Raw genomic sequence first — 26284 nt, 5'->3', positions numbered from 1 at the left:
CCCGAGGTCGCGGGTGTCGATGTAGGCGAAGAGGTTGCCGGTCGAGCGCAGCACCGAGCGCCGGGCCGAGGGGGGCCTCGCCGCGGGCCACGACGGCGGTGTCGTCGTGCTCGCCTCGGGCGAGCCGCTGGCGCTGGGCCGGGCGCTGCGCGACCGGCTCGGCGGTGCCACGGTCGGGGTGGCCGCGGTCGTGGGCGACCTCGACGGCGTGCCGGCCGCCCACGCCGAGGCGCGCCGTACCCTCACCACGCTGCAGCGCCTCGGCCGCACCGGCGACGTCGCCGATCCCGCCGGCCTCGGCCTCGCCCGGCTCCTGCTCGGCCACAACGGGCCCGGCGAGCTCGACGAGTTCGTCACCCGCACGGTCGGCGCCGTCCTGGCGTACGACGCCGAGCGCGACACCCGCCTCGCCGAGACCCTCACCGCCTGGTTCGACGCCGGCGGCGCCCTCCGCGCCACCGCCGAGCGCCTGCACGTGCACCCCAACACCGTCACCCAGCGCCTCGACCGCGTCGCCTCCCTGCTCGGCGCCGACTGGCGCGACCCCTCCCGCCGCCTCGACGTCCAGCTCGCGCTGCAGCTGGTGCGGCTGCGCGGGTGAGCTGTCGGTTTCCCAGGTCCACTTGGGAAACCGCCAGGGAGACCCCGCGGGACAGTCGTGTGTCGCACCCACACCTCTGACGCGAAGCGGTGGCCGGCGAGCACATGGTGGGGGAGGGAGCGGGAGGCCTACGGTCCTCGGCATGACCGACGTCACACACGACTCCACGCGCCCGCTCGCCGGACGTACGGCGCTCGTCACCGGCGCCGCGAGCGGGATCGGGCGGGCCGTGGCCGAGCGGCTGGCCGTCGACGGGGCGCGGCTGCTCGTGCTCGACCTCGACGAGGCCGGTGCGAAGGAGACCGCCGCCGCGGTCGACGGGGAGGCGCTCGTGGCCGACCTCGGCGACCCCGGCGCGGTCGCGGGCCTGGGGCTCGCCGGCCGCGGCGTCGACGTGCTCGTCAACAACGCCGGGATCCAGCACGTCGCGGCGGTCCCCGACTTCGACCCCGAGCGGTTCGCGCTGATCCACCGCGTGATGCTGCAGGCGCCGTTCCTGCTCGCCCGCGAGGTGCTGCCCGGGATGTACGAGCGCGGCTGGGGCCGGCTCGTCCACCTGAGCTCGGCGCACGGGCACCGGGCGTCGGCCTTCAAGTCGGCGTACGTCAGCGCCAAGCACGGTCTCGAGGGCCTCTCGAAGGTCATCGCGCTGGAGGCCGCCGGCACCGGCGTCACCAGCAACACCGTCGCCCCCGGCTACGTGCGCACCCCGCTCGTGGAGGGCCAGGTCGCCGACCAGGCCCGCAGCCACGGCATCGGCGAGGACGAGGTGGTCGAGACGGTGCTGCTCGCCCGGCAGCCCCTCAAGCGCCTCGTGGAGCCGTCGGAGGTGGCCGCCGCAGTCAGCTTCCTGTGCGGCCCCGGCACCGACTCCATCACCGGCTCCAGCCTGTCGCTCGACGGCGGCTGGACCGCCAACTAGCCCGAAGAACAGAAGGAGAACACCCATGTCCACCACCGCCGACCAGCGGCCGCCCTCCCAGCAGGGCGAGGACAAGCCCCACATCGTCAAGGTCGTCTTCGCCAGCCTCATCGGGACGGCCGTCGAGTGGTACGACTTCTTCCTCTACGGCTCGGCCGCCGCCCTGGTCTTCGGCGCGCTGTTCTTCCCCGAGAGCGACCCCGTGACGGGCACGCTGCTCGCCTTCGGCACCTACGCGCTGGGCTTCGTGGCCCGCCCCCTCGGCGGCGTGGTCTTCGGCCACTTCGGCGACCGGCTCGGCCGCAAGAAGATGCTCGTGACCTCGCTGATGATGATGGGGATCGCGACCTTCGCGATCGGCCTGCTGCCGACGTACGGCACCATCGGCCTCGCCGCGCCCCTGCTGCTCCTGCTCTGCCGGCTCGTCCAGGGCTTCGCCGTCGGCGGCGAGTGGGGCGGCGCGGTGCTGATGGTCGCCGAGCACGGTGACGACGCCAGGCGCGGCTTCTGGAGCTCGTGGCCGCAGGCGGGCGTCGCGCTCGGCAACCTGCTCGCCACCGCGGTGCTCTTCGTCCTGGCCCTGGTGCAGAGCGAGGAGACCTTCCTGGCCTGGGGCTGGCGGATCCCGTTCCTGCTCTCGGCCGTGCTCGTGCTGATCGGGCTCTACATCCGCCTCTCGATCGAGGACTCGCCCGTCTTCAAGGAGGCCCAGGCCGAGATCGAGGCCAAGAAGTCGGAGAAGAACCACATCCCGCTGCTCGAGGTCTTCCGCCGGTACCCCAAGGAGGTCTTCTGCGCCATGGGCATGCGCCTGGCGGAGAACACCTCGTACTACATCTTCACGATCATCGTCATCACCTACGTCACGACGTACGACGGCCAGGGTCGCGGTCCGATCCTCCAGGCGCTGCTCATCGGCTCGGCCGTGCACTTCGTGTGGATCCCGCTGGTGTCGCTGCTCTCCGACAAGATCGGCCGCAAGCCGCTCTACATCGCCGGCGCGGTCGGCGTCGCGGCCTGGACGTTCGCGTTCTTCCCGCTGGTCGAGAGGGGTACGGCGGGCGCGCTGACGCTGGCCGTCGTGGTCGGGCTGATGCTGCACGCGCTGATGTACGGGCCGCAGGCGGCGTTCTTCTCCGAGCTGTTCGGCACCTCGGTGCGCTACACGGGTGCCTCGGTGGGCTACCAGCTGGCGTCGATCCTGGCGGGCGCCATCGCCCCGATCGTGGCGCTGCGCCTGCTCGGTCCCGCCGAGGAGGGCGTCGCCCCCAACACCGGTGCGGTCGGCGTCTACATCACGATCACCGCGGTGCTCACCGTGATCGCGGTGCTGGCCGTCAAGGAGACCCGCAACACCTCGCTGCGGCACGACCGCGTGGTCGACGGCGCGCACGACTGATCAGCCTCGGGGGCGTGACGCCCCGCCGGCGGTCCGGTCGGCCAGGGCGGTCACCCGGGACTCCCGGGTGACCGCCCGCTTGGCCTGCACCAGCCACAGCAGGCCCTCCTTGCGGGCCGAGGGCGTGAGGGCGTCCCAGGTGGAGCGGGCGCCGCGCCGCTCGAGGGCGCCGCCGAGGTCGTCGGGGACGACGAGGTCCTCGACGTCGTCGAGCAGGCTCCAGGAGCCGTCGTCGTGGGCACGCGCGACGGCCGCCACGCCGGCCGGCAGCATCCGGCCCTCAGCGTCGAGGCGCTCGAGGCGCTGCTTGTTGGGCCGCGACCAGCCGCTGCCCGCCCGCCGCGGGGTGAACCACATGCCGGTGCGCTCGGCGTCGAGCCCCTTGGAGGTCGAGTCGATCCAGCCGACCGTGAGGGCCTCGAGGACGAGCTCCTCGTAGGTCGGTGCGGGCCGGCCGGTCGGCCGCTTCCACCACACCGCCCAGCAGCCCGGCGACGTCGCGTGGTGCTCGACCAGCCACGCACGCCACTCCTCGGGCGTCTCGACGTGCACGCGGGGAGCGTCGTCGCGGGCCATGTGGCGCACGCTAGCCTCGACCACCGACATGGTCGCGCTCGTCTGGTACGTCTCCTACGGCTCCAACATGGCCGCTGCCCGCCTCGCCACCTACCTCGAGGGCGGGACGCCCGTCGGCGGCAGCCGGCACAACCCCGGCGCGCGCGACCGCACGCCGCCGCGCGCCAGCGCCGCGGTCGACCTGCCCGGGGCGCTCTACTTCGCCGGTGAGTCGCCGCAGTGGGGCGGCGGGGTCGCCTTCTACGACCACGCGGCGACCGACCGCGGCCCGACCCACGCCAGGGCCTACCTCGTGACGGCGGCGCAGTTCGCCGACGTGGCGGCGCAGGAGATGTACCGGGTGCCGGCCGAGGACGACCCGGTCGAGGCGGTGCTGCTCGCCGGGTTCGAGGGGCGCCACCAGGTCGGGCCGGGTCGCTACGAGACGCTGCTCGAGGTCGGCCGCCGCGACGGCGCGCCGATGCTCGTCTTCACCTCGCCCGACGGCATCGACGCCGTCGAGCACTGCCCGCCCGCGCCGGCGTACGCCGAGACCCTGGCCGCCGGCCTGCGCGAGTCGCGCGGCTGGGACGCGGCCAGGGTCTCGTCGTACCTCGAGCGGGTGGCGCCGGGCTACCTCAGCGGCCGATCCGGATCGCCAGGTCGGTGACCGGGTAGCGGGCCGGGAACGCCCCGGCGCGCAGCGTCGCCTTGCCGGTCTGCAGGTCGACCAGCGCGAGCCGCGAGCGGTCGCCGGCGGTGGTGGTGAGCCAGCCGCGGTTGAGCGGGTCGATGTCGAACCCGGTGTCGGCCGGCACGTCGACACCGTGCTTGCCGACCGCCGACAGCAGCCCGGCGTTGGCCGGCGACTGCACCGCGAGCTGGTCGAGGTTGGTGTCGATGTCGTAGAGGACCGTGCCGGTGTCGGCGCTCAGGTCGTTGTTGGTGTACGCCGCCGCCGTGATGCCGGTGCCCGGGGTGGAGCCCGCGGCGCCCGGGTAGGTCAGCGAGGTGTCGGCGATGGTGGCCGCGGTGCCGTCGGCGGGAGCCAGGTTGTGGCGGAGGTTCTGGCCGGTGTCGCTGATGACCCGCAGCCGGTCGGCGGCGGGGTTGAAGTCGACGGCGAAGGTCGTGCCCTGGAGCGGCACGCTGAGCCGGTTGACCTCGACCAGCCGGGCGTTGCTGCTGAAGATGTAGACGCCGCCCTGGTTGCCGACGCCGTAGAGCCGCCGGTTCTGCACGCGGTAGTCGATGCCGACGAGCTCGGTGTCGCCGCCGGTGAAGCCGGTGATCTCGCCGACGAGGCGCGTGGTGCCGGCCGGGTCGGCCAGCTGGAAGTCGACCAGCGTGGTGCCGTCGACGAGGCCGAGCGCGGTGGTGCGCGGCGCCGCGTGCGCCGGGCCGGCCAGGCCGAGGGGCAGCGCGAGCGCGGCGGCCACGAGGCCGGCGGTGAGGGTCTTCCTGGTTCGAGACATCGATGTCGCCCTTCAGGGAATCGGCGCGGTGGTCCGCGCCTTTGGCGGCCTTCGTTCCCCTCGTCGCATCGGATTGGCGTCGTGTTCGACCTGCGAGACAACTGGTAGTCATCGTCAACTGTCTGCGTTGCGGCCCGGCTCGGCGGGCCAGAGGAAGACGGCGACGAACTGGTGGCCGTCGCCGCGTGGCTCCCGTGTCGTGACGCTGACGGGTACGTCCGCCCGTGGCCCGCCCAGACGGAGCAGGACGGGCCGGTCGTGGGCGACCTCCTCGTAGGTGTCGCCGACCTCGACCCGGTAGCCCTGCGCGGTGCCGCCGACGACGCCGGTCATCAGCCAGCTGCGCGCTGCCGGCAGCTCGACGCGCGCCTGGGTGCGGGAGGTCTCGGCGCCCGCAGTGACAGGGAACGGCGCGACCTGCAGGCTGACGCGCTCGAGGACGTGCCCGTCGACCCGGACCGACCGTGGCACCCGGCACCGTGGGGCCGTCCCGGCGCAGCCCGCGGCGACCGGCTCCCACACCTCGGCGCGCGACGCGACGTCATCGGTGGTCACCGGCGCCCGTGCCCCGTCCAGCCGCGAGGACAGCACCACCAGCCCCGCGACCACCAGCGCCGTCACGGCCAGCAGGGTTGTGATGAAGGTCCGACGGGGCATGCGGGGCCTTCCGGGCGGGGGTGTCACTCCCCGGGTGCCCAGTCGCGGGGTCAGTCGTCGTCGACGTCGACCTTGGTGGACAGGGTCCCGATCGAGCCGGAGCCGTTGCGGCGCACGTCGTACGACGACGCCGTCGAGCGCCACCCGCCGCGGCGTGGCGCACTCGGCCGGCTCCCAGTCCGAGCGCGGCTCGCACCTGGCACCATCAGCACGTGGACGCGCTCAGGGGGCTGCTCGCCCTGGCCCTGCTCATCGGTGTCGCGGTGCTCTTCTCCCGCCACCGGCGCGGCATCAGCCTGCGCACGGTCGGGGCGGCGCTGCTGCTCCAGGTGGTCTTCGCGATCGCCGTGCTGCGGTGGGGTCCGGGGGAGGCGGCGCTGCGCTGGACCTCCGACCGGGTGGCCGCCCTCGTCGGCTTCACCGACGAGGGCACGTCGTTCGTCTTCGGCTCGATCTTCACCGACGTGCCGGCCGACAGCCCCACCGTCGCGCTGTCGGTGCTGCCGGTGATCGTCTTCCTCGGCGCGCTCGTCTACCTGCTCTTCTACCTCCGGGTGATCCAGTGGGCGACGTGGATCTTCGGGGGCGCGATCGGCTGGCTGCTCAAGGTGTCCAGGGTGGAGTCGCTCTACGCCGCGACGGTCATCTTCCTGGGTCAGAGCGAGGCGCCGCTGATGGTGGCGCCGTACCTCAGGCGGGTGCGCACCGCCCAGCTGTTCGCCTTCATGACCGGCGGCTTCGCGGCGGCCGCGGGCTCCACGCTGGTGGGCTACTCGCTGCTCGGCGCGCCGCTGGAGTACCTCCTGGCCGCGACCCTGATGAACGCCCCGGCCGGCCTGCTCTTCGCCAAGCTGCTGTGGCCCGACACGACGCCGGAGCCGGAGTGGGCGGCGGCGTACGTGCGGGAGCACGCGGGGGAGGCCTCCGAGCTCGACGACGACTTCGACGTGCGCTCGGTGCGTGACGAGGAGTCGGCCAACGTGATCGACGCGATCGGCCGCGGTGCCCTCGCGGGCGGCCGGATCGCCGTCACCATCGGCGCGCTGCTGCTCGCCTTCGTCGCGCTCATCGCCACGGCCAACGCCGGGCTGTCGCGGGTGGGCTCGGTCTTCGGCAACCCCGACCTGACCTTCGACAGCGCCCTCGGCACCCTGCTCTCGCCGCTGGCCTGGCTGCTCGGCGTGCCGTGGTCGGAGGCGACCCAGGCCGGGGCCTGGATCGGCCAGAAGACGATCCTCAACGAGTTCGTCGCCTACGCCAGCTTCGGCCCGGAGGTCGGCTCGCTGAGCCCCGTCACCGTGGTCGTCGTGACCTTCGCGCTGGCCGGCTTCGCCAACCTCGCGAGCATCGCCATCCAGATCGGCACCTACGCCTCGCTCGTGCCCGAGCGCCGCTCCCACGTCGCCCGCCTCGGCCTGCTCGCCCTGCTCGGCGGCTCGCTCGCCAACCTCGCCAACGCCGCCATCGCCGGTCTCGTCGTCGCGGTGTAGCCGGGGTCGCGGACGGCGGAGCCCCGAGCTGCCCGTCGGTCGACGGGCACTGGCCCTGGGCGGGGCGCGCTCCTAGGTTGGGGTGATGGAGTCCTACGCCGCCGGAGAGACAACCCCGCCGCTGCTCGAGGAGACCATCGGGGCCAACCTGGCACGCACGGTGGCGGCGCACCCCGAGCGCGAGGCGCTGGTGGAGGCGGCGACGGGCCGGCGCTGGACGTGGGCCGACCTCGAACGTGACGTCGACGCCCTCGCCCGCGGGCTGATCGGTGCCGGGATCGAGCAGGGCGACCGGGTCGGGATCTGGGCGCCCAACTGCGCCGAGTGGACGCTGGTGCAGTACGCCAGCGCCCGCATCGGCGCGATCCTCGTCAACGTCAACCCGGCCTACCGCACGCACGAGCTGGCCTACGCCCTCGCGCAGTCGGGCACCCGGCTGCTGGTCGCGGCCGAGTCCTTCAAGACCTCCGACTACCGCGGCATGGTCGAGGAGGTGCGCGGCGCCGACGGTGTCGCGCTCGAGCGCACCGTGTTCATCTGCACCGACGACTGGGGCGCGCTGCTGGCCGAGGGGGAGGGCCTGCCGGACGACGCCGTCGCGACGCGGGCGGCGGCCCTGACGCCCGACGACCCCATCAACATCCAGTACACGAGCGGCACCACCGGCTACCCGAAGGGCGCCACGCTCAGCCACCGCAACATCCTCAACAACGGCTACCTGACCACCGAGCTGATCGGCTTCAGCGAGGTCGACCGGCTGTGCATCCCGGTGCCCTTCTACCACTGCTTCGGCATGGTGATGGGCAACCTCGGGTGCACCAGCCACGGCGCCACCATGGTGATCCCGGCGCCGGCCTTCGACCCCGAGACCACGCTGCGGGTGGTCGCCGAGGAGCGGTGCACGGCGCTGTACGGCGTGCCGACGATGTTCATCGCGATGCAGCACCACCCGACCTTCGCCGAGCACGACCTGTCGTCGCTGCGCACCGGCACCATGGCGGGCTCGATCTGCCCGGTCGAGGTGATGAAGCGCTGCATCGACGACATGCACATGGCCGAGGTGTCGATCGCCTACGGCATGACCGAGACCTCCCCGGTGTCGTGCCAGACCCGCGCCGACGACGACCTGGAGCGGCGTACGGCGACGATCGGGCGGGTGCACCCCCACGTCGAGGTCAAGGTGGTCGACCCGGTCACCGGCGAGACCGTCAAGCGCGGTATGCCGGGCGAGCTGTGCACGCGCGGCTACTCGGTGATGCTCGGCTACTGGCAGGACGAGGAGAAGACCGCCGAGGCCATCGACGCCGACGGCTGGATGCACACCGGCGACCTCGCCGAGATGCGCGAGGACGGCTACTGCAACATCGTCGGCCGGATCAAGGACATGGTCATCCGCGGCGGCGAGAACATCTACCCGCGCGAGATCGAGGAGTTCCTCTACACCCACCCCGACGTCGAGGACGTGCAGGTCATCGGCGTCCCCGACGCGAAGTACGGCGAGGAGCTCTGCGCCTGGGTCAAGGTCACCGACGGCGCGGAGCCGCTCGACGCCGACGCCGTGCGCGCCTTCGCGACGGGCAGGCTGGCGCACTACAAGATCCCGCGCTACGTGCTCGTCGTCGACGAGTTCCCGATGACCGTGACCGGCAAGGTCCGCAAGGTGCAGATGCGCGAGGAGACCACCCGTCGGCTCGGCCTGGAGGGCGTCGGCCACGACGGGTGACGTCGCGCCCTTCGTGGCTCGCTCCGCTCGCACCTCAGGGACCGGCGCGCTCGGGGTGGCTCGCACATCAGGGACCGGAGGGGCCGCTCCCTGAGGAGCGCCGCGAGGGACGAGCGGGGCGTCACGAAGGGGCGCACGTAGGTTGTGCTGCGTGACTTCCGAGAGCAGCCCCGCCCACGACGTCGACAACCTGGCCCAGCAGTACTGGTCGCACCACCTCGTCACCAACCCGACCAGCGCCCACCTGCTGGGGGAGTACGACGCGGCGGGGCGGTTCGAGGACGGCAGCCGGACCGCCGAGGACGCCAACGTCTCGGCGCTGCGGGCGTTCGTCGAGCGGGCCGAGGCCGTCGACGCCGAGGGGCTCGACGACGACCGCCGGCTGACCGTGCAGGTGCTGGCCGCAGACGCGCGCAACCGCGCCGACCTGGCGGAGGCGCGGCTCGAGGAGATCGCGGCCGACCCGATCTTCGGTCTGCAGGGCTCCCTGCAGGTGCTGGTGCCGATGCTCGGCCTGCCGACGCCCGAGGTGGCCGAGGCGATGGTCGACAAGTACGCCGCCATCGGTCGCCACTTCGAGCAGCTCGGCGAGCGGTTGCGCGAGGGCGTCGCCGCCGGCCGGTTCCCGGCCGCCTTCGCGGTCGAGGGCACGGTGCGCCAGCTCGACGAGATCCTGGCGACCCCGGTCGCCGACGACGCCCTGCTGCGCACGGTTCCGCCGCCGGCCGGCATCGACGTCGACGGCTGGAAGGCGCGGCTGCGCGCGGTCGTCGAGCAGCAGGTGCGGCCGGGCATGGCGGCGTACCGCGCGGTGCTGGCCGACGAGGTCGCCCCCGGTGCCCGCGGCGACGAGCAGGTCGGCCTGGCCCACCTGCCGGGCGGCGAGGCGGCGTACGCCGCGACGCTGCGCTACTTCACGACCACCGACAAGAGCGCCGAGGAGATCCACGAGATCGGCACGGCGCAGGTGGCCAAGCTGGCCGAGGAGTACCGCGCGCTCGGCCCCGAGGTCGTCGGCAGCGACGACCTCCAGGCGATCTTCGAGGCGATGCGCACCGACCCCCCTCTCCACTACAGCGACGGCGAGCAGATGGTGCGCGACTCCGAGGTCGCGATGCAGCGGGCGTGGGACGCCATGCCGGAGTGGTTCGAGGTGCTGCCGCAGGCTCCGTGCGCCGTGCAGTCGACGACCAGCGGCGCGAAGGCCTTCTACTACCCGCCGTCGCCCGACGGCAGTCGCGGCGGAACGTTCTTCGTCAACACCACCGACGTGGCGTCGTGGGGCACCTTCGAGCTCGAGGCGATGGCCTTCCACGAGGGCATCCCCGGTCACCACCTGCAGATCGCGATCGCCTCCGAGCTCGAGGGGCTGCCGACCTTCCGCCGCCACCTGCGCAACTCGGCGTACTCCGAGGGCTGGGGGCTCTACACCGAGCGGCTCTCCGACGAGATGGGGCTCTACTCCGGACCCGTCGACCGGCTCGGCATGTACTCCGCCGACTCGATGCGCGCCTGCCGCCTCGTCGTCGACACCGGCATGCACGCGCTCGGCTGGAGCCGCGAGCAGGCCGTGCAGTACATGGTCGAGAACTCACCGCTCACCGAGGGCGTCGTACGGCCCGAGATCGACCGGTACGCCGTGACCCCCGGCCAGGCCTGCTCCTACATGGTCGGCCGGCTCGAGATCCAGCGGATGCGCCACGAGGCCGAGCAGCGCCGCGGGGCGGCGTTCGACGTCAAGGCCTTCCACTCGGCCCTGCTCGACTCCGGCGCGCTGCCCCTCGGCGTGCTCGACGAGCAGGTCCGCCGCCGGCTGCCCTGACCCGCCCTGCCCGACGCCCCCGCCCGGCCCCGCCGGCGGGGGCGTCGACGCGCGCGGGCGGGGGATCCCGCAAACGCGCGGGTGCAAGTTCTGGACCGCGTCCGTCTTGGCCGGACCCGCCGGGACAGATCGGGCGGCCGCGACAACGTGAGTCCGCGTGTTTGCGGGTCGGGGTCACCGCGGGAAGGCGGCAGCGCTGCGAAAGTGACGGTTGACACACTCAGTCCTAAACCGGTTTAGTACGACGGCATGGCCCGCCCCACGATCGCTGACGTCGCCCGCGCCGCGGGTGTGTCGAAGGGGGCGGTGTCGTTCGCGCTGAACGACCGGCCGGGCATCTCGGCCGACACCCGCCGGCGCATCCTCGAGGCCGCCGAGGGGCTCGGCTGGACGCCCAACGCCGGCGCCCGGGCGCTGTCGACGAGCCGGTCGATGGCCGTCGGGCTGGTGCTCGCACGGGCCCCGGAGGTGCTGCGCGCCGACGCGTTCTTCCCGTCCTTCATCGCCGGGCTCGAGACCGTGCTCTCGGCCCACGACCGGGCACTGCTGCTGCAGGTCGCCGAGCGCGACGACCAGGCGGCGTACCGCCGGCTCGCGCGCGACGGCCGGGTCGACGGCGTGCTGGTCACCGACCTCCGCGTCGGCGACCGGCGGCCGGCGCTCCTGGCCGAGCTCGACCTGCCGGCCGTGCTCGTCGGCCCCGACCTGGGCGAGACCTGGGGTCCGCTCCAGGTCGCCTGCGGCGCCGACGACGCCCCCGCGGTCGTCGAGACGGTGCAGCACCTGCTCGACCTCGGCCACCGGCGCATCGCCCACGTGGCCGGTCCGCAGCAGCTCGTGCACGGCCGCTCGCGACGCCGGGCCTTCGAGCAGGCGCTGCTCGAGGCGGGGGTCGTGCCGGGTCCCGTCGTCGAGGCCGACTTCTCGGCCGAGTCGGGGGCCCGTGCGACCGCGCAGCTGCTCGACCTCGCCGACCCGCCCACCGCGATCGTGCTCGCCAACGACCTGATGGCCACCGCGGCGCTCGCCGTCGCCCACGAGCGCGGCGTCGACGTGCCGGGGCAGCTCTCGCTCACCGGCTTCGACGACACCGAGATCGCCGCCCACCTCCGACCCGCCCTGACCACCGTGCGCACCGACGTCGTCGCCTGGGGCCGCACCGCCGCCACCCGGCTGCTGCGGCTCGTCGGCGACGACGTCGGCGACGTGCCGCCGGCTCCCGCCGCCCGGCTCGTCGTCCGCGCCTCGACCGGACCCGCCCCGACCCCCACCCAAGGAGACCGCCCATGAACCGCCGTCTGGTGACCGGCACCGCCCTCGCCCTGTCCCTCGGCCTCACCGCCGCGTGCGGTGGCGGAGGCGACGCCTCGGAGTCGCGCTCCTCCACCGGCCCCATCACGATCTGGCTCTCGAACAACCCCGAGGAGATCGCCTGGGGCGAGCAGATGGTCGAGAAGTGGAACGAGGCCAACCCCGACCAGGAGGTCAAGGCCCAGGAGATCCCCGCCGGCAAGACCTCCGAGGAGGTCATCGGCGCGGCCATCACCGCCGGCAACGCGCCCTGCCTGGTCTTCAACACCAGCCCCGCGGCGGTGCCGCAGTTCCAGAAGCAGGGCGGCCTGGTGCCGCTCGACGACTTCGAGGACGGCGCGTCGTACGTCGAGGAGCGCAGCGGCGACCTCGCCGAGCAGTACCAGTCGCCCGACGAGAAGTACTACCAGGTCCCGTGGAAGCAGAACCCGGTGATGATCTTCTACAACAAGGCGCTGTTCGAGAAGGCCGGCATCGACGCCGAGAACCCGCCGCTGTCGACGTACGACGAGTTCCTCGCCACCAGCAAGAAGCTGGTCGACGAGGGCGTCTCGAAGGCGGCGATCTACCCCGCGCCGACGAGCGAGTTCTTCCAGTCGTGGTTCGACTTCTACCCGCTCTACGCCGCCGAGTCCGGCGGCCAGCAGACGGTCGAGGACGGCACGGCCACCTTCGACGACGAGGCCGGCGCGGCCGTCTGGGACTTCTGGTCGCAGATGTACGCCGACGGCTACAGCCCGAAGGAGAAGTACGACGGCGACTCGTTCGCCGACGGCGTCGCGGCGATGTCGGTCGTCGGGCCGTGGGCGATCAAGGTCTACGGCAAGGACGTCGACTGGGGTGTGGTGCCGGTGCCGACCAGCCAGGGCACCCCGGCCGAGGAGACCTACACCTTCTCCGACGCCAAGAACGTCGCCGTCTACTCGGCCTGCGAGAACCAGCAGACCGCGTGGGAGGTGCTGAAGTTCGCCACCAGCGAGGAGCAGGACGGCCAGCTGCTCGAGCTGACCGGGCAGATGCCGATCCGCGAGGACCTGCCGGGCACCTACCCCGACTACTTCGAGCAGAACCCGGCGTACGAGACCTTCGCCGACCAGGCCTCGCGCACCGTCGAGGTGCCCAACGTGGCGAACTCGGTGGAGATCTGGCAGGAGATCCGCGACAACTACTCGCGCTCGGTCATCTTCGGCGAGGAGCCGGTCACCGACGGGCTGAGGGCCGCGGCCGACAAGGCCGACGAGCTGGCCTCGCAGGGCTGAGGCAGCCCCGTGCTCCACAAGGTCTTCGGTCGCCAGCCCCTGGGGATGGTGTTCGCGGCGCCGTACGCGCTCTTCCTGGCGCTGGTGTTCGCCTACCCCCTCGGGCTGGCGGTGTGGATCAGCTTCCACGACTACTTCTTCGCCGCGCCCGGCGCGCAGGTGGAGCGACCGTTCGTGGGGTTCGCCAACTACGCCGCGGTGCTGGGCGACCCCGACGTACGACGCTCCTTCGTCAACGTCGGGATCTTCCTGGTCATCAACGTGCCGCTCACGGTCGGGCTCTCGATCGTGCTGGCCACGGCGCTCAACTCGGTGGCGCGGCTGCGGACCTTCCTGCGGGTGTCCTACTACGTGCCCTACGTGACGGCGAGCGTCGCGCTGGTCGCGGTCTGGCTGTTCCTGTTCTCCTCCGGCGGCCTGGTCAACCAGCTGCTCGGCCCGCTGGCGCCCGACCCGTCGTGGCTGGTCAGCTCCGGCCTCGCGATGCCCGTGATCGCGGTGTTCGTGACCTGGAAGAGCCTGGGCTTCTTCATCCTGCTCTACCTCGCCGCGCTGCAGGGCGTCGCGAAGGACCTGTACGACGCCGCGGCCGTCGACGGGGCGGGCGCCGTGCGCCGCTTCTGGCACGTCACCGTGCCGGGGGTGCGCAGCGCGAGCACGCTGGTCGTGATCCTGGCGACGATCACCGGCGCCAACCTGTTCACCGAGCCCTACCTGCTGACCAACGGCGGCGGGCCAGACGGGGCGTCCACCTCACCGGTCTTCGTGATGTACCAGAAGGGCATCGAGCAGGGGAACCCCGACGTCGCCTCGGCGATCGGCGTCATCCTCGTGCTCCTCGTCCTGGTCGTCTCGCTGGTCAACCGCAAGCTGCTGGAGCGTGACTGAGATGACGAGGACCCGCCGCTTCTGGTCGATGACCGCGCTCCTGCTGGGCGCTCTCGTCTTCCTCTTCCCCTTCTACTACATGGTGGTCGGCTCGCTGCAGAAGTCGCCCGACACCACCATCAAGGGCGCGCTGCCGCTGGGCGGCTGGACGCTCGACAACTACGCCGACATCAACGGCCGCGTCGACCTGGTGCGCTCGCTGCTGAACTCGGCGATCTTCACCGGCGGCGTCATGCTCGGCACGGTCGTCTTCGGGGTGCTCGCCGGCTACGCGCTGGCCCGGCTGCACTTCCGCGGTCGCGGCACGCTGTTCGCGGTGATGCTGCTGGTGCAGATCGTGCCCTTCCAGCTCCTCATCATCCCGATCTACGTGATGGTGGTGCGCTACTACGGGCTCGCCGACTCCTACCTCGGGATGATCGCGCCGTTCCTCATCAACTCGACCGCGGTCTTCGTCTTCCGCCAGTTCTTCCTGCAGCTGCCCGACGACCTGTTCGCCGCGGCCCAGCTCGACGGGGCCAGCGAGCTGCGGATCCTCTGGTCGATCGCGCTGCCCCTCGTGCGGCCCGCGCTGCTCACCGCGCTGCTCCTGACCTTCATCGGCCCCTGGAACGAGTTCCTCTGGCCCTTCCTGGTCACCAAGGACGCCGAGCTGCAGCCGCTCGCGGTCACGCTCGCCAACTACATCAGCAACATCGCCGGTCGGGCCGCCAACCCGTACGGCGCGATCCTCGCGGGCGCCGTCGTGCTCGCCGCCCCCGCGGTCGCGCTGTTCGTGGCCTTCCAGAAGCGGTTCACCGACCTCAGCATCGGAAGTGGAGTCAAGGGATGACGACCAGGACCACCCACCGGCTGCGCGGCCCCGCCGCGCTCGCCGCCACGCTCGGGCTCGCCGTCGGCGGGCTCGTGGCCTCGACGGGCTCGACCGACGAGGCGGCAGCCGCGCCCTTCGGGACGCCTCGTCCCTCGGCTCCTCAGCGAGCGGACGCCGCGGGCGCCCCGCTCACCAACCTCGACCACCTCGACTTCCTGGGCGACACCGCGACCCCGGAGCCCACGGCGCGCCACACGACGTACCGGCTCGAGCAGGAGCCCGAGGTCGGGATGCTGTGGACCTACGCCGACCGGCGCGACGACGGCTTCGAGCGCATCGGCGGCGGCACCGAGGACCCGGAGACGGGCGACTGGACCCAGGGCGCCTACAACGCAGACGACATCTCCCGCGCGGCGATCGTCTACGTGCGCCACTTCCGGCAGACCGGCGACCACGACAGCCTCGAGAAGGCCCGGCAGCTGCTGCGCGGGCTCACCTACATGCAGGTCACCCAGGGCCGCGACCGCGGCAACGTGGTGCTGTGGATGCAGCCCGACGGCTCGCTCAACCGCAGCGCGGAGCCGGTCGAGCTGCCCGACCCCAGCGACAGCGACGCGTCGTACTGGCTGGCCCGCACGGTCTGGGCGCTCGGCGAGGCCGTGCCCGCCTTCCGCGAGGAGGACCCGCGCTTCGCCCGCTTCCTCGAGCAGCGGCTCGCGCTCTCGCTCGGGGCGCTCGACCGGCAGGTGCTCGACGCCTACGGCCGCTACTACCGCGCCGACGGCCGCCGCACACCGGCCTGGCTGGTCGTCGACGGCGCCGACGCCAGTGCCGAGGCCGTCATCGGCCTGGCCGCCTACAACGCGGACGGCGGCACCCGCCTCAGCCGTCGCGTGGAGCGCCAGCTGGCCGAGGGCATCGCCGCGCTGTCGGGCGGCGACGCCCGTCGCTGGCCCTTCGGCGGCGTGCTGCCGTGGGGGCTGTCGCGCTCGATCTGGCACGCCTGGGCCTCCCAGATGGGCGGTGCCCTCGAGGTGGCCGGGCGCGACCGCGCCGCGCAGCGCGACGCCTTCGTCTTCGAGCCCTGGCTGATCACCTCCGGCGGGCCCGACAACGGGCGCCAGCCGACACGCGCCGACCGGGTGCAGATCGCCTACGGCGCCGACTCGCGCGTGCAGAACCTGCTGGCCCACGGCACCCGCGCCGGTGACGAGCTGGCCGGGGTCGACGCGGCGTGGTTCTTCGGCGCCAACGCCTCGGGCGAGCCGACGTACGACCCCGCCACCGGCGTGACGATCGACGGCGTCGAGGCCGACGGTCGCGTGAACCGCAACTCCGGTGCCGAGTCGACGATCCACGGCCTGCTGACCATGCTCCAGCTCGACGCGCACCCCGAGGTCGCCGCGATCGCGCGGGTCGCGCAGGAGTCCGGCGGCACCGGCATCACCGAGCTTCAGGCCGAGGCCGCTGCGTTGAGCGGAGGAGCCACCGCGGTCGAGCCCGAGAGCCGGTGGACGGGGGAGTCGCAGTACGGCGGCACCGGCTTCGCCAGGATCCCCGCCGGCGGCCGCGCGACCTTCGAGGTGCCCGAGGACCAGCCGGCCTCGCTCGTCGTCCCGGTCACCGACCACCGGCCCGGCTCGCGCGCCGTCACGTCGTACGTCGTCGACGGCCGCCGCGTCGGCGACGTGCGCTCCGGCGCCGTCGGGGCGCAGGGTCGCTCGCCGGCCCCCGGTGCGCTGCTGCCGCAGACCCTGGGCCGGATCCCCGAGGGCGCGACGACGCTGGTCGCCCGCACCCGCGGTGCCGCCGCCCGGCTCGACGCCGTCGTGCTGCAGCCGCTGGTGACCTCGCGGGTGCTCGCCGGCGACGGGAGCGCCACCGCGGTGCTGCGCAACGCCGACACCCGGCCGCAGCGCACCTCGCTCGCCGTGCCCGGCGAGGGCACCGCCCGCACCCGCGTCTACGACGGCTCCGGCCGCCTGGTGCGGACCGCGCGGACCCCGGCGAGCGACGTCGCCGTCACCCTCCCGCCCGGCGGCTTCGCCGTCGTGCGCCGCTGAACCCCACCCACCCCCACGAGAGGACGACCATGACCGCGCCCCGAGCCCAGTTCCCGCTGGGCCCGTTCACGCCGTACGACGCCAACCCGATCCTGGTGCCCCAGGGCGACGGGTGGGAGTCGGGGAGCATCTACAACCCCGCCGCGGTGGTGAAGGACGACCAGGTGGTGCTGCTCTACCGTGCCCACGCCGACGACATCGTCAGTCACGTCGGCTACGCCGTGAGCGACGACGGCATCCACTTCACCCGCGACGACAAGCCGGTGCTGAGCCCGAGCGAGCCCTACGAGGAGTTCGGCTGCGAGGACCCCCGCGTCACCGAGATCGACGGCACGTACTACCTCACCTACACCGCCTGGGACCGCACCAACGCCCAGCTGTGCCTGGCCACGTCGACCGACCTGCGCACCTGGGAGAAGCACGGGCCGCTCTTCCCCGACTTCAACACCTTCGAGCCGAACGCCGCCGACGTGCCGACGCCGTGGAGCAAGGCCGGCGCCATCCTCGACCGCAAGGTCGACGGCCGGTGGCTGATGTACTTCGGCGAGGGCTCGATCTACCACGCGTGGTCCGACGACCTGATCCACTGGGAGCCGGCCCCGCAGGACCAGCCGCTGATGCTGCCCACGCCGCCCGGGACCTTCGGCGAGTTCCTCGTCGAGGTCGGACCGCAGCCGATCTGGACCGACAACGGCCTGATCCTGCTGCTGCACAACGCGGCGGTGAAGTTCGAGGACGGCACCGTGCGCTACACCTGCGGCCAGCTGCTGCTCGACCCCGCCCGCCCGACCGAGGTGATGGCGCAGATGAACTACCCCTGGCTGGAGCCCTCGACCTTCGAGGACACCCACGGGCTGGTCTCCAACGTGACCTTCGTGGAGGGCCTGGTGCACTTCCAGGACACCTGGTTCGCCTACTACGGCCAGAGCGACTCCACCCTCGGCGTCGCCACCTTCACGCCGGGCACGTCGTGGTCGTGAGCGACGCCCCCGGGTCGCCGGCGTGGCTGGCCGCCGAGCTCGAGCGGCTGCTCGGGTTCGGCGAGCTGCGCCACCCGCTCGGTGGCTTCGCCTACCTCGACGACGACGGCCGGCCCCTGGTCGAGCGTCCCGTCGAGCTGTGGATCACCTGCCGGATGACCCACGTGCACGCACTGGGCCACCTGCTCGGCCGCGACGGGTCCGCCGAGCTGGTCGACCACGGGGTCGCCGCGCTCACCGGGCTGTTGCGCGACGCCGAGCACGGCGGCTGGTGGGCCGCGGTCGGCCCCGACGGGCCCACCACCACGGCCAAGACGGCGTACGAGCACGCGTTCGTGGTGCTCGCCTCGGCCAGCGCCACCGCCGCCGACCGGCCCGGCGCCCGCGCACTGCTCGACGAGGCGCTCGACGTGCTGCTGACCCGCTTCTGGGACGACGAGGCCGGCATGGTCGTCGAGGAGTGGGACGCCGCCTGGACCACCCTCGACGGCTACCGCGGCGTCAACGCCAACATGCACACGGTGGAGGCGCTGCTCGCCGCGGCCGACGTGCTGTCGCGCGACGACCTGCGCGACCGCGCGCTGCGCATCCTCACCAGGGTCGTGCGCGACCTCGGACCGGCCCACGACTGGCGCCTGCCCGAGCACTTCGACGAGGCCTGGACGCCGCTGCCCGACTACAACGCCGACAAGCCCGCCGACCCGTTCCGCCCGTACGGCGCCACGGTCGGCCACTGGCTGGAGTGGTCGCGGCTCGCGCTGCACCTGCGGGCGTCGCTCGGGACCGACGCCCCCGCCTGGCTGCTCGACCACGCCGTCGGGCTCTTCGACGCCGCCGTGCGCGAGGGCTGGGCGGTCGACGGCGCCGACGGGTTCGTCTACACCGTCGACTTCGCCGGCTCACCCGTCGTGCGCCAGCGGATGCACTGGGTCGTCACCGAGGGCTGCGCCGCCGCCGCTGCGCTCCACGAGGCGACGGGGGAGGCGACGTACGCCGAGCTCCACGCCCGGTGGTGGGCCTACGCCGACGCCTGCTTCGTCGACCGCGAGCGCGGCTCGTGGCACCACGAGCTCGGGCCCGACAACACCCCGGACCCCGTCACCTGGCCCGGCAAGCCCGACCTCTACCACGCCGTCGGCGCCACCCTCGTGCCCCGCCTGCCCCTCGCCCCCGCCCTCGTCGTCGCCGTGCGTGACGGGTTGCTCCGGTAGGCAGCCTCAGCCCAGACGCCTGAGCAGCCGGCTGACCACGAGGGCACCCACGGCGGCGACGGCGACCTCCTGCGGCATCCGGTTCATCGACTCGCGCTGCACGTCCACGTGGAAGGCGTCGAACCGCTCCGGGAAGGGCGAGCGGCCGAAGAACAGCGTGCTCGGCTTGTCGGCGTCGGGTAGGCAGGCGCCGAGCATGCCGGCCATGACGCGGGTGCGGTGACCACGCGGCGTACGGCGCATGACCCAGCCCATGGCGCCGAGCCCGGTCAGGCCGTCGGCGACCGCGACGTGCAGGACGTCCTCGATCGGCACGCCGCCCCAGTGCGGCACGCGGTCGGCGGTGAAGTGGGAGGCCAGGCCCAGGCCGAAGGCGGTCACGGGGCCGCGGGCGGTGGCGCCGATCGCCGCACCCTGGAGCACGTGGTTGGTGATCAGCACGGTGCCGACGATAGGGGTCCGACCAAGCGTGGGGCGGCGGTTCGGCCGTGGCTAGCCTGTGGCCGTGGTCTCGTCGTACGCCGGTCGCCTCGTGGTCGGCTTCGACCTCGACATGACGCTGATCGACACCGTGGCCGGCTTCGTGGCCACCCTCGACGCGCTGGCCGCCGACCTCGGCATCGAGCTGCCGTCGGCCGAGCTCAGCGCCAACCTCGGGCCGCCGCTCGACCACGTCCTCGCCGGCCACGTCTCCGAGGGGCAGATGGCGCACGCGATCACGCGCTTCCGTGCGCTCTACCCCGAGACCGCGATCACCCCGACGGCCGCTCTGCCCGGCGCGGTCGAGGCGTTGGTCGCCGTACGCCGCCACGGCGGACGCACCGTGCTGGTCACCGGCAAGTACACCCCCAACGCCCACCTGCACGTCGACCACCTCGGCCTCGACGTCGACGTCGTCGAGGGCGGCGTATGGGGCGGCGGCAAGGGCGAGGTGCTGCGGCGCCACGAGGCGACGCTGTACGTCGGCGACCACGTGCACGACGTCGAGGGCGCCCGCGCGGCCGGCGTGCCGAGCGTGTCTGTGCTCTCCGGCGGGTGCACCGAGGCCGAGCTGCGCGAGGCCGGCACCGACGTCGTGCTGCCCGACCTCCACGCCTTCCCCGGCTGGCTCGAGGGCTGGCTCGCTTCCGCCGGCTGAACTCGTTGGCTGCCGTTCGGCGGCTCCGTCTACGCTGTCCCGGCGCTGGTCAGCAGCGCTCTGGACGATCGATCAGGAAGGCCGGCACGGTGCCCACGGGAAAGGTCAAGTGGTACGACGCGGAGAAGGGCTTCGGCTTCCTCTCCCGTGAGGACGGCGAGGACGTCTACGTCCGCTCCTCCAACCTGCCGGCGGGCATCAGCACGCTCAAGGCCGGCACCCGCGTCGAGTTCGGCATCCTCGCCGGCCGCAAGGGCGACCAGGCCCACCAGGTGCGGCTGCTCGAGGCGCCGCCGTCGGTCAGCCGGGCCGTCGCCCGCCAGCAGCGCCGCAAGCCCGAGGAGATGGCCACCATCACCGAGGACCTGATCCGCCTGCTCGACGGCGTCGGCGAGGCCTACCGCCACGGCCGCCACCCCGACGCCCGCACCGCCAAGCCCACCGCCAAGCTCCTTCGCGCCCTGGCCGACGAGCTCGACCTCTGAGCGGTGTCGGTCCTGGGGGCAAAGTCACTGGTTGACCAGTGACTCTGCCGCTGGACGCGGCAAACAATCGTGGCTCAGCGTCAGACTTCGTGGCTCAGGACGCCGGCGGCCGGCATCGGCACGGAAAAGCTCTGCTCAGCCGCCGGCTCCGCGGTTGCCGCGGACCGACCTCGCGGAAAGCGGCCCCGGAGGTGCTGTCCGCGCGGAAGCACCTCAGGTGGCGGGCAGGGCCGGCACGTCCTGGTCGTGGCCAGGGCGACGGAGGAGGACGAAGGCGGTCCAGGCGACCAGGATCGCGGCGAGGGTGCCGAGGCCGAGGCGGGGGATCAACGGGAGCGTGATCCCGATGAAGCCGCCGGCGACCCACGACAGCTGCAGGATCGTCTCCGACCGCGCGAACGCCGAGGTGCGGTGCCGCTCGGGCACCGACTGCTGGATGGTCGAGTCGAGCGAGACCTTGCCGAGCGCCTGCGAGACGCCGGCGGTCAGGCCGAGGGCGACGGCGAGCGGGAGGCTGTAGAGCACCGCGGCCGCCACCACCACGGCGGCGTCGGCGAGCAGCGTCACGACGACGGTGATCGACGGCTGCACGTTCTTCAGCAGCGAGCCGAGGCTGATGCCGATGGTGTTGCCGAGACCGGCGGCGCCGATCACGAGCCCCATGAGCAGGGTGGTGCGGCCCTCCCACCCGTCGAACGGCTGGTCGCGCAGCAGGAACGCCATGTAGATCGTCAGGAACCCCGACAGCACCCGCAGGCCCGCGTTGCACCGCAGCGCGAAGGCCACGTCGACCGGCAGCGCGAAGCGCCGCGTCGAGGTCGGGCTCCCGACGGGCAGCTCGCCCGTGGAGGCGTCGGCGCGGGCCGGCAGCAGGATCGACAGGATCGTCGCGCCCGCGAAGACGACGAACGCGAAGCGCAGCGACCACTCCGGCCCGAAGTACGACGCCCCGCCGGCGAGCGGGGCCGCCAGCCCGGCGCCGACCACCCCCGCCAGCGAGATGCGGGAGTTGGCCTTGACCAGCGTGAGGCCGCTGGGTTGCAGCCGCGGCACCGTGGCCGCACGGGCCACGCCGTACGCCTTGGACGAGACGAGCACGCCCAGGGCGAGCGGATACATCAGCAGCGAGCCGTCGGCGATCGCGTCGGCCATCAGCCAGACGAGGAGCGCGCGGATCGCCATCGTGCCGCCGATCGCCCAGCGACGACCGTGGCTGAACCGGTCGAGGAAGGGCCCGAGCAGCGGCGCTACCACCGCGAACGGCAGCATCGTCAGCCCGAGGAACAGCGCGATCGGCCCGCGCGCCTCGCCGGGCTGGGCGAAGAACAGCGTGCCGGCCAGTGAGATCGCCACCGCCGCGTCGCCGGCGGCGTTGAAGGCGTGCAGCTCGATCAGCCGTGACAGCCCGGAGTCGCCGGCACCCTCGGCGTGCGAGGCGCGGCGGGCCTGACGCACGGTGTACGCCGCCCCGCGCCCGGTCGCGCTGCCCGCCGTCCGGATGCCCCGCCCGGTGGCTCCTGCGGCCCGCCGGAACCGACCGTGCTGGGGCCCGAGCCGGGGGCCCGGACGAGCGTCGTCGGACGGCTCGCTGGTGGCGGCGGTCGGCTCCTCGTCGGCCCGGGGTGCGCCGCCGGGAGCGGCGTACGGCGCGGTGTCCTCGCGCCAGTCGGTGACCCGACCCCGCTCGCCCCCGGGCGACCCGCTCGGGGAGGTCGGGTCGTCGGGTCCGGACATGCCGACCATCTTGCCAACCCGCGCCGGGTCGGGAGGACACGACCCGGCGGGATGGGGGACAATCCGCGGCGTGACTCCTGCCGACACCACCGAGAGCCCCGCCGTCGGGGCCGCCCGCGCCGCGCTGGTGGCCCAGGTCGGCGCCGACGTCGTCGGCGAGCACCTCGACGCGCAGGTCGAGGACTCGCCCGAGGTCGTCACCCACCGCTTCGCCTGCCGCGAGCGCGGCTACCACGGCTGGAGCTGGGCGGTCACCGTCGTGGCGCCCGCCGACCAGAGCGAGGTCACGGTCGACGAGGTCGTGCTGCTGCCCGACGACGACGCGATCATCGCCCCCGCGTGGGTCCCGTGGCGCGAGCGCGTGCGCCCCGGCGACATGACGCCCGGCGACCTGCTGCCCGTCGACGAGGACGACGCCCGCCTGGTGCCGACCTGGCTGGCCGGCGACGAGCCCGACCCGGTCGCCGAGGCGACGATCCGCGAGGTCGGCCTCGGTCGCGCCCGCGTGCTGTCGCTGGAGGGCCGCGACGGGGTCGTGCAGCGCTGGTACGCCGGCGACGCGGGCCCCGACGTCCCGCTCGCCCAGTCCGCGCCGGCCCGCTGCGGCGGCTGCGGCTTCCTGGTGCGCCTGGCCGGCCCGCTGTCGACCGTGTTCGGCGTCTGCGCCAACGAGCACGCCAACGACGACGGCCGCGCCGTCTCCCTCGACCACGGCTGCGGCGCCCACTCCGAGGCCCAGCTGCGCAAGAAGCAGCTGCCCCCGCCCCTGCCCGACCCCGTCTACGACACGGTCTCCGAGGACGAGCTCGAGACCTTCTGAGCCCTGCTGGTCGAGGTGTCCGAGCCCTCGGGCGAGGACCTCGAGACCCCCGCGCCCGAGGCGGGAGCTGATCTCACCGGGTCTCGCGGCTCGGGCCTGGCGGCCCTCGCACCTCGACCAGCCCTGTGCTGGGCGAAGGCCTCGAGACGCCGCACCCGTGGCACAGGCTGATCTCACCGGGTCTCGCGGCTCGGGCCTGACGGCCCTCGCACCTCGACCAGCCCTGTGCTGGGCGAGGACCTCGAGACGCCGCACCCGTGGCACAGGCTGATCTCACCGGGTCTCGCGGCCCGGGCCTGGCGGCCCTCGCACCTCGACCAGCCCTGTGCTGGCGAGGACCTCGAGACCCCCGCACCCGAGGCGTTGGCTGATCTCGCCCCGCGAGCGGACCAGGGCTCAGTCGGCGCGGGGTCCGCGGACCTCGAACCGCGCGACCAGGAAGTCGCCGGTGCGGTCGTGCTCGACCAGCGTCAGGTCGAGCGCCCGGGGGAGCAGCGGACGGCCGGCGCCGAGCACGACCGGCGCGATCGAGACGACCACGTCGTCGAGGCGGCCGAGGTCGGCGAACTGGCCCACGAGGTCGCCGCCGCCGATCAGCCAGACGTCCTTGCCGCCGGCCGCCTCGTCGATGGCCGGCAGGTGGTCGGCCACCGGGCCCTGCACCAGGCGCACGCCGGGGCGGCGCACGGGCAGGTCGCGGTGGGTGAAGACCCAGATCGTCTGGTCGGGCCCGGGGTCCCAGTCGGGCTCGTGCTCGAGCAGCCAGGAGTACGTCGTCGCCCCCATCACCTGGGTGCCGACGCCGGCCATGAAGGTGTCGAAGTCGGCCGGACCGCCAGGCTCGTGCTGCTGCTCGAAGAGCCAGGCCAGCGAGTCGTGCTCGTCGGCGATGAAGCCGTCGAGCGAGGTGGCGGTGTAGTAGCGGACCCGCGTCATCGCGGAGCCTGCTCCTCGGCCGCCTGCTCCTCGGCCGCCCGCTCCTCGGCGATGCGGCGACGACGCTTGCGCGCACAGTGGTCCCACCCGACGAGGCCGAGCCCCAGCCCCGCGACGCAGACCCAGATCCACCACTCCGCGTCGTTGGCGACGAGCCGACCGCGCAGGGCCAGCAGCACCACCAGCGCCGCGGCCCAGACGACGACGCCGACCTGCATCGTGCGCACGCCGTCGAGGTCGAGAGGCTCGACGTCGGCCACGAGGTAGGTGCGGTTGCCGATCTCGTGGGCGACCGGCTGCTCGTCGTCGCGCATGGCGCTCAATCTAGACCGGACCACCGACAGCACCCGCTGCGCCGTACGGCTCGTCACAGTTGACCTCCACGAAACCTGCGACGGGGTCGGTCCGTGGTTGGATGCCGCCTCGTGGACCAGTTCTTCAAGATCTCCGAGCGTGGCTCGACCGTGGCCCGCGAGGTGCGCGGCGGTGTCGTCACCTTCTTCACGATGGCCTACATCGTCGTGCTCAACCCGCTCATCCTGGCCGGGGCCCCCGACGCGACGGGTGCCTTCCTGGGCGGGGGCGACGGGCGGGGCGACGTCGAGGCGATCGCGGCCGGTACGGCGCTCGTCGCCGGCGTGCTGACCATCGCCATGGGGGTCTTCGCGAACTACCCGCTGGCCCTGGCCGCGGGGCTCGGGCTGAACGCCTTCGTCGCGTTCGGCATCGCCAGCCAGATGACCTGGGCCGACGCGATGGGCCTGGTGGTGCTCGAGGGACTGGTCATCCTGGTCCTGGTGCTGACCGGCTTCCGCGAGGCGGTCTTCAAGGCCGTGCCCACCCAGCTCAAGGTCGCGATCTCGGTCGGCATCGGCCTGTTCATCGCGTTGATCGGCTTCGTCGACTCGGGCTTCGTCACCCGCATCCCCGACGCCGCCAACACCACGGTGCCGGTGCAGCTCGGTGGCGACGGCCAGCTCAGCGGCTGGCCGGTGCTGGTCTTCGCCCTCGGCCTGGTGCTCGTCATCGGCCTGTGGGTGCGCCAGGTCAAGGGCGCGATCCTCATCGGCATCGCGATCACCACGGTCGTGGCGATCGTCCTGGAGGCGGTCCTCGACCTCGGCGGTGCCTTCGAGAACCCCGGCGGCTGGAGCCTCACCGTGCCGGCCCTGCCCGGCAACCCGTTCTCTCTGCCTGACCTCGGCACCCTCGGCGAGTTCGACCTGTTCGGCTCCGTCGAGCGCATCGGCCTGGTCGCCGTGCTGCTGCTGGTCTTCACCCTGATGCTGGCCGACTTCTTCGACACCATGGGCACGATGACGGCCATCGGCGCCGAGGCCGGCCTGCTCGACGAGACCGGCACCCCGCCCAACGCCCGCAAGATCCTCGTCGTCGACTCCGTCGCCGCGGCCGCCGGTGGTGCCGCCGGCGTCTCGTCGAACACGTCGTACATCGAGTCCGCCGCCGGTGTCGGCGAGGGCGCCCGCACCGGCCTGGCCTCGGTGGTCACCGGCGTGCTCTTCCTGCTGACCGTCTTCGCCGCCCCGCTCGTCGCGGTGATCCCGCTCGAGGCGGCCGTGCCGGCGCTGGTGCTGGTCGGCTTCCTGATGATGCAGCAGGTCAAGGGCATCGACTGGGACGACGTCGAGATCGCCATCCCGGCCTTCCTCACCATCGTGCTGATGCCGTTCACCTACTCCATCACCGCAGGCATCGGCGCCGGCTTCCTCGCCTGGGTGCTGATCAAGCTGGTGCGCGGCAAGGTCGCGGCGATCCACCCGCTGATGTGGGTGATCTCGGTGCTGTTCGTCCTCTACTTCGCGATCGACCCGCTCACCCGCCTGCTCACCTGAGGCTGCGGACCGTCCAGGCGTGCGGGCCGCGCCCTTCGTGGCTCGCTGCGCTCGCACCTCAGGGAGCGGGGCAGGCGCTCGCACCTAACAGAGCGCGGCGGGCACTCGCACCGAGGGGAATGCTTAGCCGAGGTAATGAGTTAGGCTA

25 protein-coding genes are annotated in these 26284 nt (G+C 73.0%); 18 read left to right on the top strand and 7 right to left on the bottom strand.

Features of this window, described 5'->3' with window-relative positions; all coding sequences use genetic code 11:
• The first annotated feature begins 34 nt into the window (after positions 1-34).
• The 3 genes from ACYU8I_RS10575 to ACYU8I_RS10565 all read left to right on the top strand — a co-directional run bounded on the left by ACYU8I_RS10575 (position 35) and on the right by ACYU8I_RS10565 (position 2922).
• Positions 35-601 (top strand): PucR family transcriptional regulator, encoded by a 567-nt coding sequence (locus ACYU8I_RS10575; protein WP_460840404.1) that lies wholly within the window; start codon positions 35-37, stop codon positions 599-601.
• A 142-nt stretch (positions 602-743) separates the two neighbouring features.
• Entirely contained in the window at positions 744-1523 is a 780-nt protein-coding gene (locus ACYU8I_RS10570) for a 3-hydroxybutyrate dehydrogenase (protein ID WP_460840402.1), read from the top strand.
• A 25-nt stretch (positions 1524-1548) separates the two neighbouring features.
• Entirely contained in the window at positions 1549-2922 is a 1374-nt protein-coding gene (locus ACYU8I_RS10565; protein WP_460840400.1) for an MFS transporter, read from the top strand.
• Here ACYU8I_RS10565 and ACYU8I_RS10560 read toward each other — a convergent pair whose 3' ends face one another.
• Positions 2923-3498 (bottom strand): YdeI/OmpD-associated family protein, encoded by a 576-nt coding sequence (locus ACYU8I_RS10560; RefSeq protein ID WP_460840397.1) that lies wholly within the window; start codon positions 3496-3498, stop codon positions 2923-2925. It abuts the gene before it with no gap.
• On the opposite strand from ACYU8I_RS10560, the gene ACYU8I_RS10555 reads away from it, so the two are divergent.
• Positions 3497-4147, top strand: a complete 651-nt coding sequence (locus tag ACYU8I_RS10555; RefSeq protein WP_460840395.1) for a histone deacetylase — start codon at positions 3497-3499, stop codon at positions 4145-4147. The genes ACYU8I_RS10560 and ACYU8I_RS10555 overlap by 2 nt on opposite strands.
• Here ACYU8I_RS10555 and ACYU8I_RS10550 read toward each other — a convergent pair.
• Together ACYU8I_RS10550 and ACYU8I_RS10545 are read right to left on the bottom strand one after the other, a co-directional pair.
• Positions 4116-4952, bottom strand: a complete 837-nt coding sequence (locus tag ACYU8I_RS10550; protein WP_460840393.1) for a DUF4394 domain-containing protein — start codon at positions 4950-4952, stop codon at positions 4116-4118. The genes ACYU8I_RS10555 and ACYU8I_RS10550 overlap by 32 nt on opposite strands.
• A 114-nt stretch (positions 4953-5066) precedes the next feature.
• Positions 5067-5609, bottom strand: coding sequence for a hypothetical protein (locus ACYU8I_RS10545; RefSeq protein WP_460840392.1), 543 nt, complete (start codon positions 5607-5609; stop codon positions 5067-5069).
• Between the two features lie 212 nt (positions 5610-5821).
• On the opposite strand from ACYU8I_RS10545, the gene ACYU8I_RS10540 reads away from it, so the two are divergent.
• From ACYU8I_RS10540 to ACYU8I_RS10495, 10 genes are all read left to right on the top strand, one after another.
• Positions 5822-7099, top strand: coding sequence for a NupC/NupG family nucleoside CNT transporter (locus tag ACYU8I_RS10540; RefSeq protein WP_460840390.1), 1278 nt, complete (start codon positions 5822-5824; stop codon positions 7097-7099).
• A gap of 85 nt (positions 7100-7184) precedes the next feature.
• Positions 7185-8822: an AMP-binding protein gene (locus tag ACYU8I_RS10535; RefSeq protein ID WP_460840388.1), complete on the top strand. Its 1638-nt coding sequence runs from the start codon at positions 7185-7187 to the stop codon at positions 8820-8822.
• Between the two features lie 151 nt (positions 8823-8973).
• Entirely contained in the window at positions 8974-10644 is a 1671-nt protein-coding gene (locus ACYU8I_RS10530; RefSeq protein ID WP_460840386.1) for a DUF885 domain-containing protein, read from the top strand.
• A 249-nt stretch (positions 10645-10893) separates the two neighbouring features.
• Positions 10894-11934, top strand: a complete 1041-nt coding sequence (locus tag ACYU8I_RS10525) for a LacI family DNA-binding transcriptional regulator (protein WP_460840382.1) — start codon at positions 10894-10896, stop codon at positions 11932-11934.
• A complete protein-coding gene (locus ACYU8I_RS10520) occupies positions 11931-13214 on the top strand; it encodes an ABC transporter substrate-binding protein (RefSeq protein WP_460840381.1) in 1284 nt (427 codons plus the stop codon). Before ACYU8I_RS10525 ends, ACYU8I_RS10520 begins: the two co-directional genes overlap by 4 nt.
• A 9-nt stretch (positions 13215-13223) precedes the next feature.
• Positions 13224-14102, top strand: coding sequence for a carbohydrate ABC transporter permease (locus ACYU8I_RS10515; protein ID WP_460840379.1), 879 nt, complete (start codon positions 13224-13226; stop codon positions 14100-14102).
• A 1-nt stretch (position 14103) separates the two neighbouring features.
• Positions 14104-14934 carry a carbohydrate ABC transporter permease gene (locus ACYU8I_RS10510; protein WP_460840377.1) on the top strand — a complete coding sequence of 277 codons (831 nt, stop codon included), beginning with the start codon at positions 14104-14106 and terminating at the stop codon, positions 14932-14934.
• A complete protein-coding gene (locus tag ACYU8I_RS10505) occupies positions 14931-16979 on the top strand; it encodes a hypothetical protein (RefSeq protein WP_460840375.1) in 2049 nt (682 codons plus the stop codon). Before ACYU8I_RS10510 ends, ACYU8I_RS10505 begins: the two co-directional genes overlap by 4 nt.
• Positions 16980-17008: 29 nt before the next feature.
• The gene (locus tag ACYU8I_RS10500) at positions 17009-17959 is read left to right on the top strand and encodes a glycoside hydrolase family 130 protein (protein WP_460840373.1); all 951 of its coding nucleotides are present in this window, start codon (positions 17009-17011) and stop codon (positions 17957-17959) included.
• Entirely contained in the window at positions 17956-19170 is a 1215-nt protein-coding gene (locus ACYU8I_RS10495) for an AGE family epimerase/isomerase (RefSeq protein WP_460840372.1), read from the top strand. Before ACYU8I_RS10500 ends, ACYU8I_RS10495 begins: the two co-directional genes overlap by 4 nt.
• Before the next feature lie 6 nt (positions 19171-19176).
• Here the strand turns inward: ACYU8I_RS10495 and ACYU8I_RS10490 are convergent, their stop codons facing one another.
• Entirely contained in the window at positions 19177-19611 is a 435-nt protein-coding gene (locus ACYU8I_RS10490) for a hypothetical protein (RefSeq protein ID WP_460840370.1), read from the bottom strand.
• A 64-nt stretch (positions 19612-19675) separates the two neighbouring features.
• On the opposite strand from ACYU8I_RS10490, the gene ACYU8I_RS10485 reads away from it, so the two are divergent.
• Both ACYU8I_RS10485 and ACYU8I_RS10480 read left to right on the top strand, forming a co-directional pair.
• Entirely contained in the window at positions 19676-20308 is a 633-nt protein-coding gene (locus ACYU8I_RS10485) for an HAD family hydrolase (RefSeq protein ID WP_460840367.1), read from the top strand.
• An 89-nt stretch (positions 20309-20397) separates the two neighbouring features.
• Positions 20398-20793 carry a cold-shock protein gene (locus ACYU8I_RS10480; RefSeq protein ID WP_460840364.1) on the top strand — a complete coding sequence of 132 codons (396 nt, stop codon included), beginning with the start codon at positions 20398-20400 and terminating at the stop codon, positions 20791-20793.
• Positions 20794-21006: 213 nt separating this feature from the next.
• Here ACYU8I_RS10480 and ACYU8I_RS10475 read toward each other — a convergent pair whose 3' ends face one another.
• Positions 21007-22527: an MFS transporter gene (locus tag ACYU8I_RS10475; RefSeq protein WP_460840360.1), complete on the bottom strand. Its 1521-nt coding sequence runs from the start codon at positions 22525-22527 to the stop codon at positions 21007-21009.
• A gap of 70 nt (positions 22528-22597) precedes the next feature.
• Between ACYU8I_RS10475 and ACYU8I_RS10470 the strand changes: the two genes are divergently transcribed.
• The gene (locus ACYU8I_RS10470) at positions 22598-23347 is read left to right on the top strand and encodes a DUF3027 domain-containing protein (protein ID WP_460840358.1); all 750 of its coding nucleotides are present in this window, start codon (positions 22598-22600) and stop codon (positions 23345-23347) included.
• A gap of 396 nt (positions 23348-23743) precedes the next feature.
• Here ACYU8I_RS10470 and ACYU8I_RS10465 read toward each other — a convergent pair whose 3' ends face one another.
• Both ACYU8I_RS10465 and ACYU8I_RS10460 read right to left on the bottom strand, forming a co-directional pair.
• A complete protein-coding gene (locus ACYU8I_RS10465; RefSeq protein ID WP_460840356.1) occupies positions 23744-24283 on the bottom strand; it encodes a dihydrofolate reductase family protein in 540 nt (179 codons plus the stop codon).
• The gene (locus ACYU8I_RS10460) at positions 24280-24654 is read right to left on the bottom strand and encodes a DUF2530 domain-containing protein (RefSeq protein WP_460840354.1); all 375 of its coding nucleotides are present in this window, start codon (positions 24652-24654) and stop codon (positions 24280-24282) included. Before ACYU8I_RS10460 ends, ACYU8I_RS10465 begins: the two co-directional genes overlap by 4 nt.
• A 54-nt stretch (positions 24655-24708) precedes the next feature.
• Between ACYU8I_RS10460 and ACYU8I_RS10455 the strand changes: the two genes are divergently transcribed.
• Positions 24709-26136, top strand: coding sequence for an NCS2 family permease (locus ACYU8I_RS10455; protein ID WP_460840352.1), 1428 nt, complete (start codon positions 24709-24711; stop codon positions 26134-26136).
• The last annotated feature ends 148 nt before the right edge of the window (positions 26137-26284 follow it).

It is taken from the genome of Nocardioides marmoraquaticus (assembly GCF_054777915.1).
This window is presented reverse-complemented; position numbering and strand designations above follow the sequence as displayed.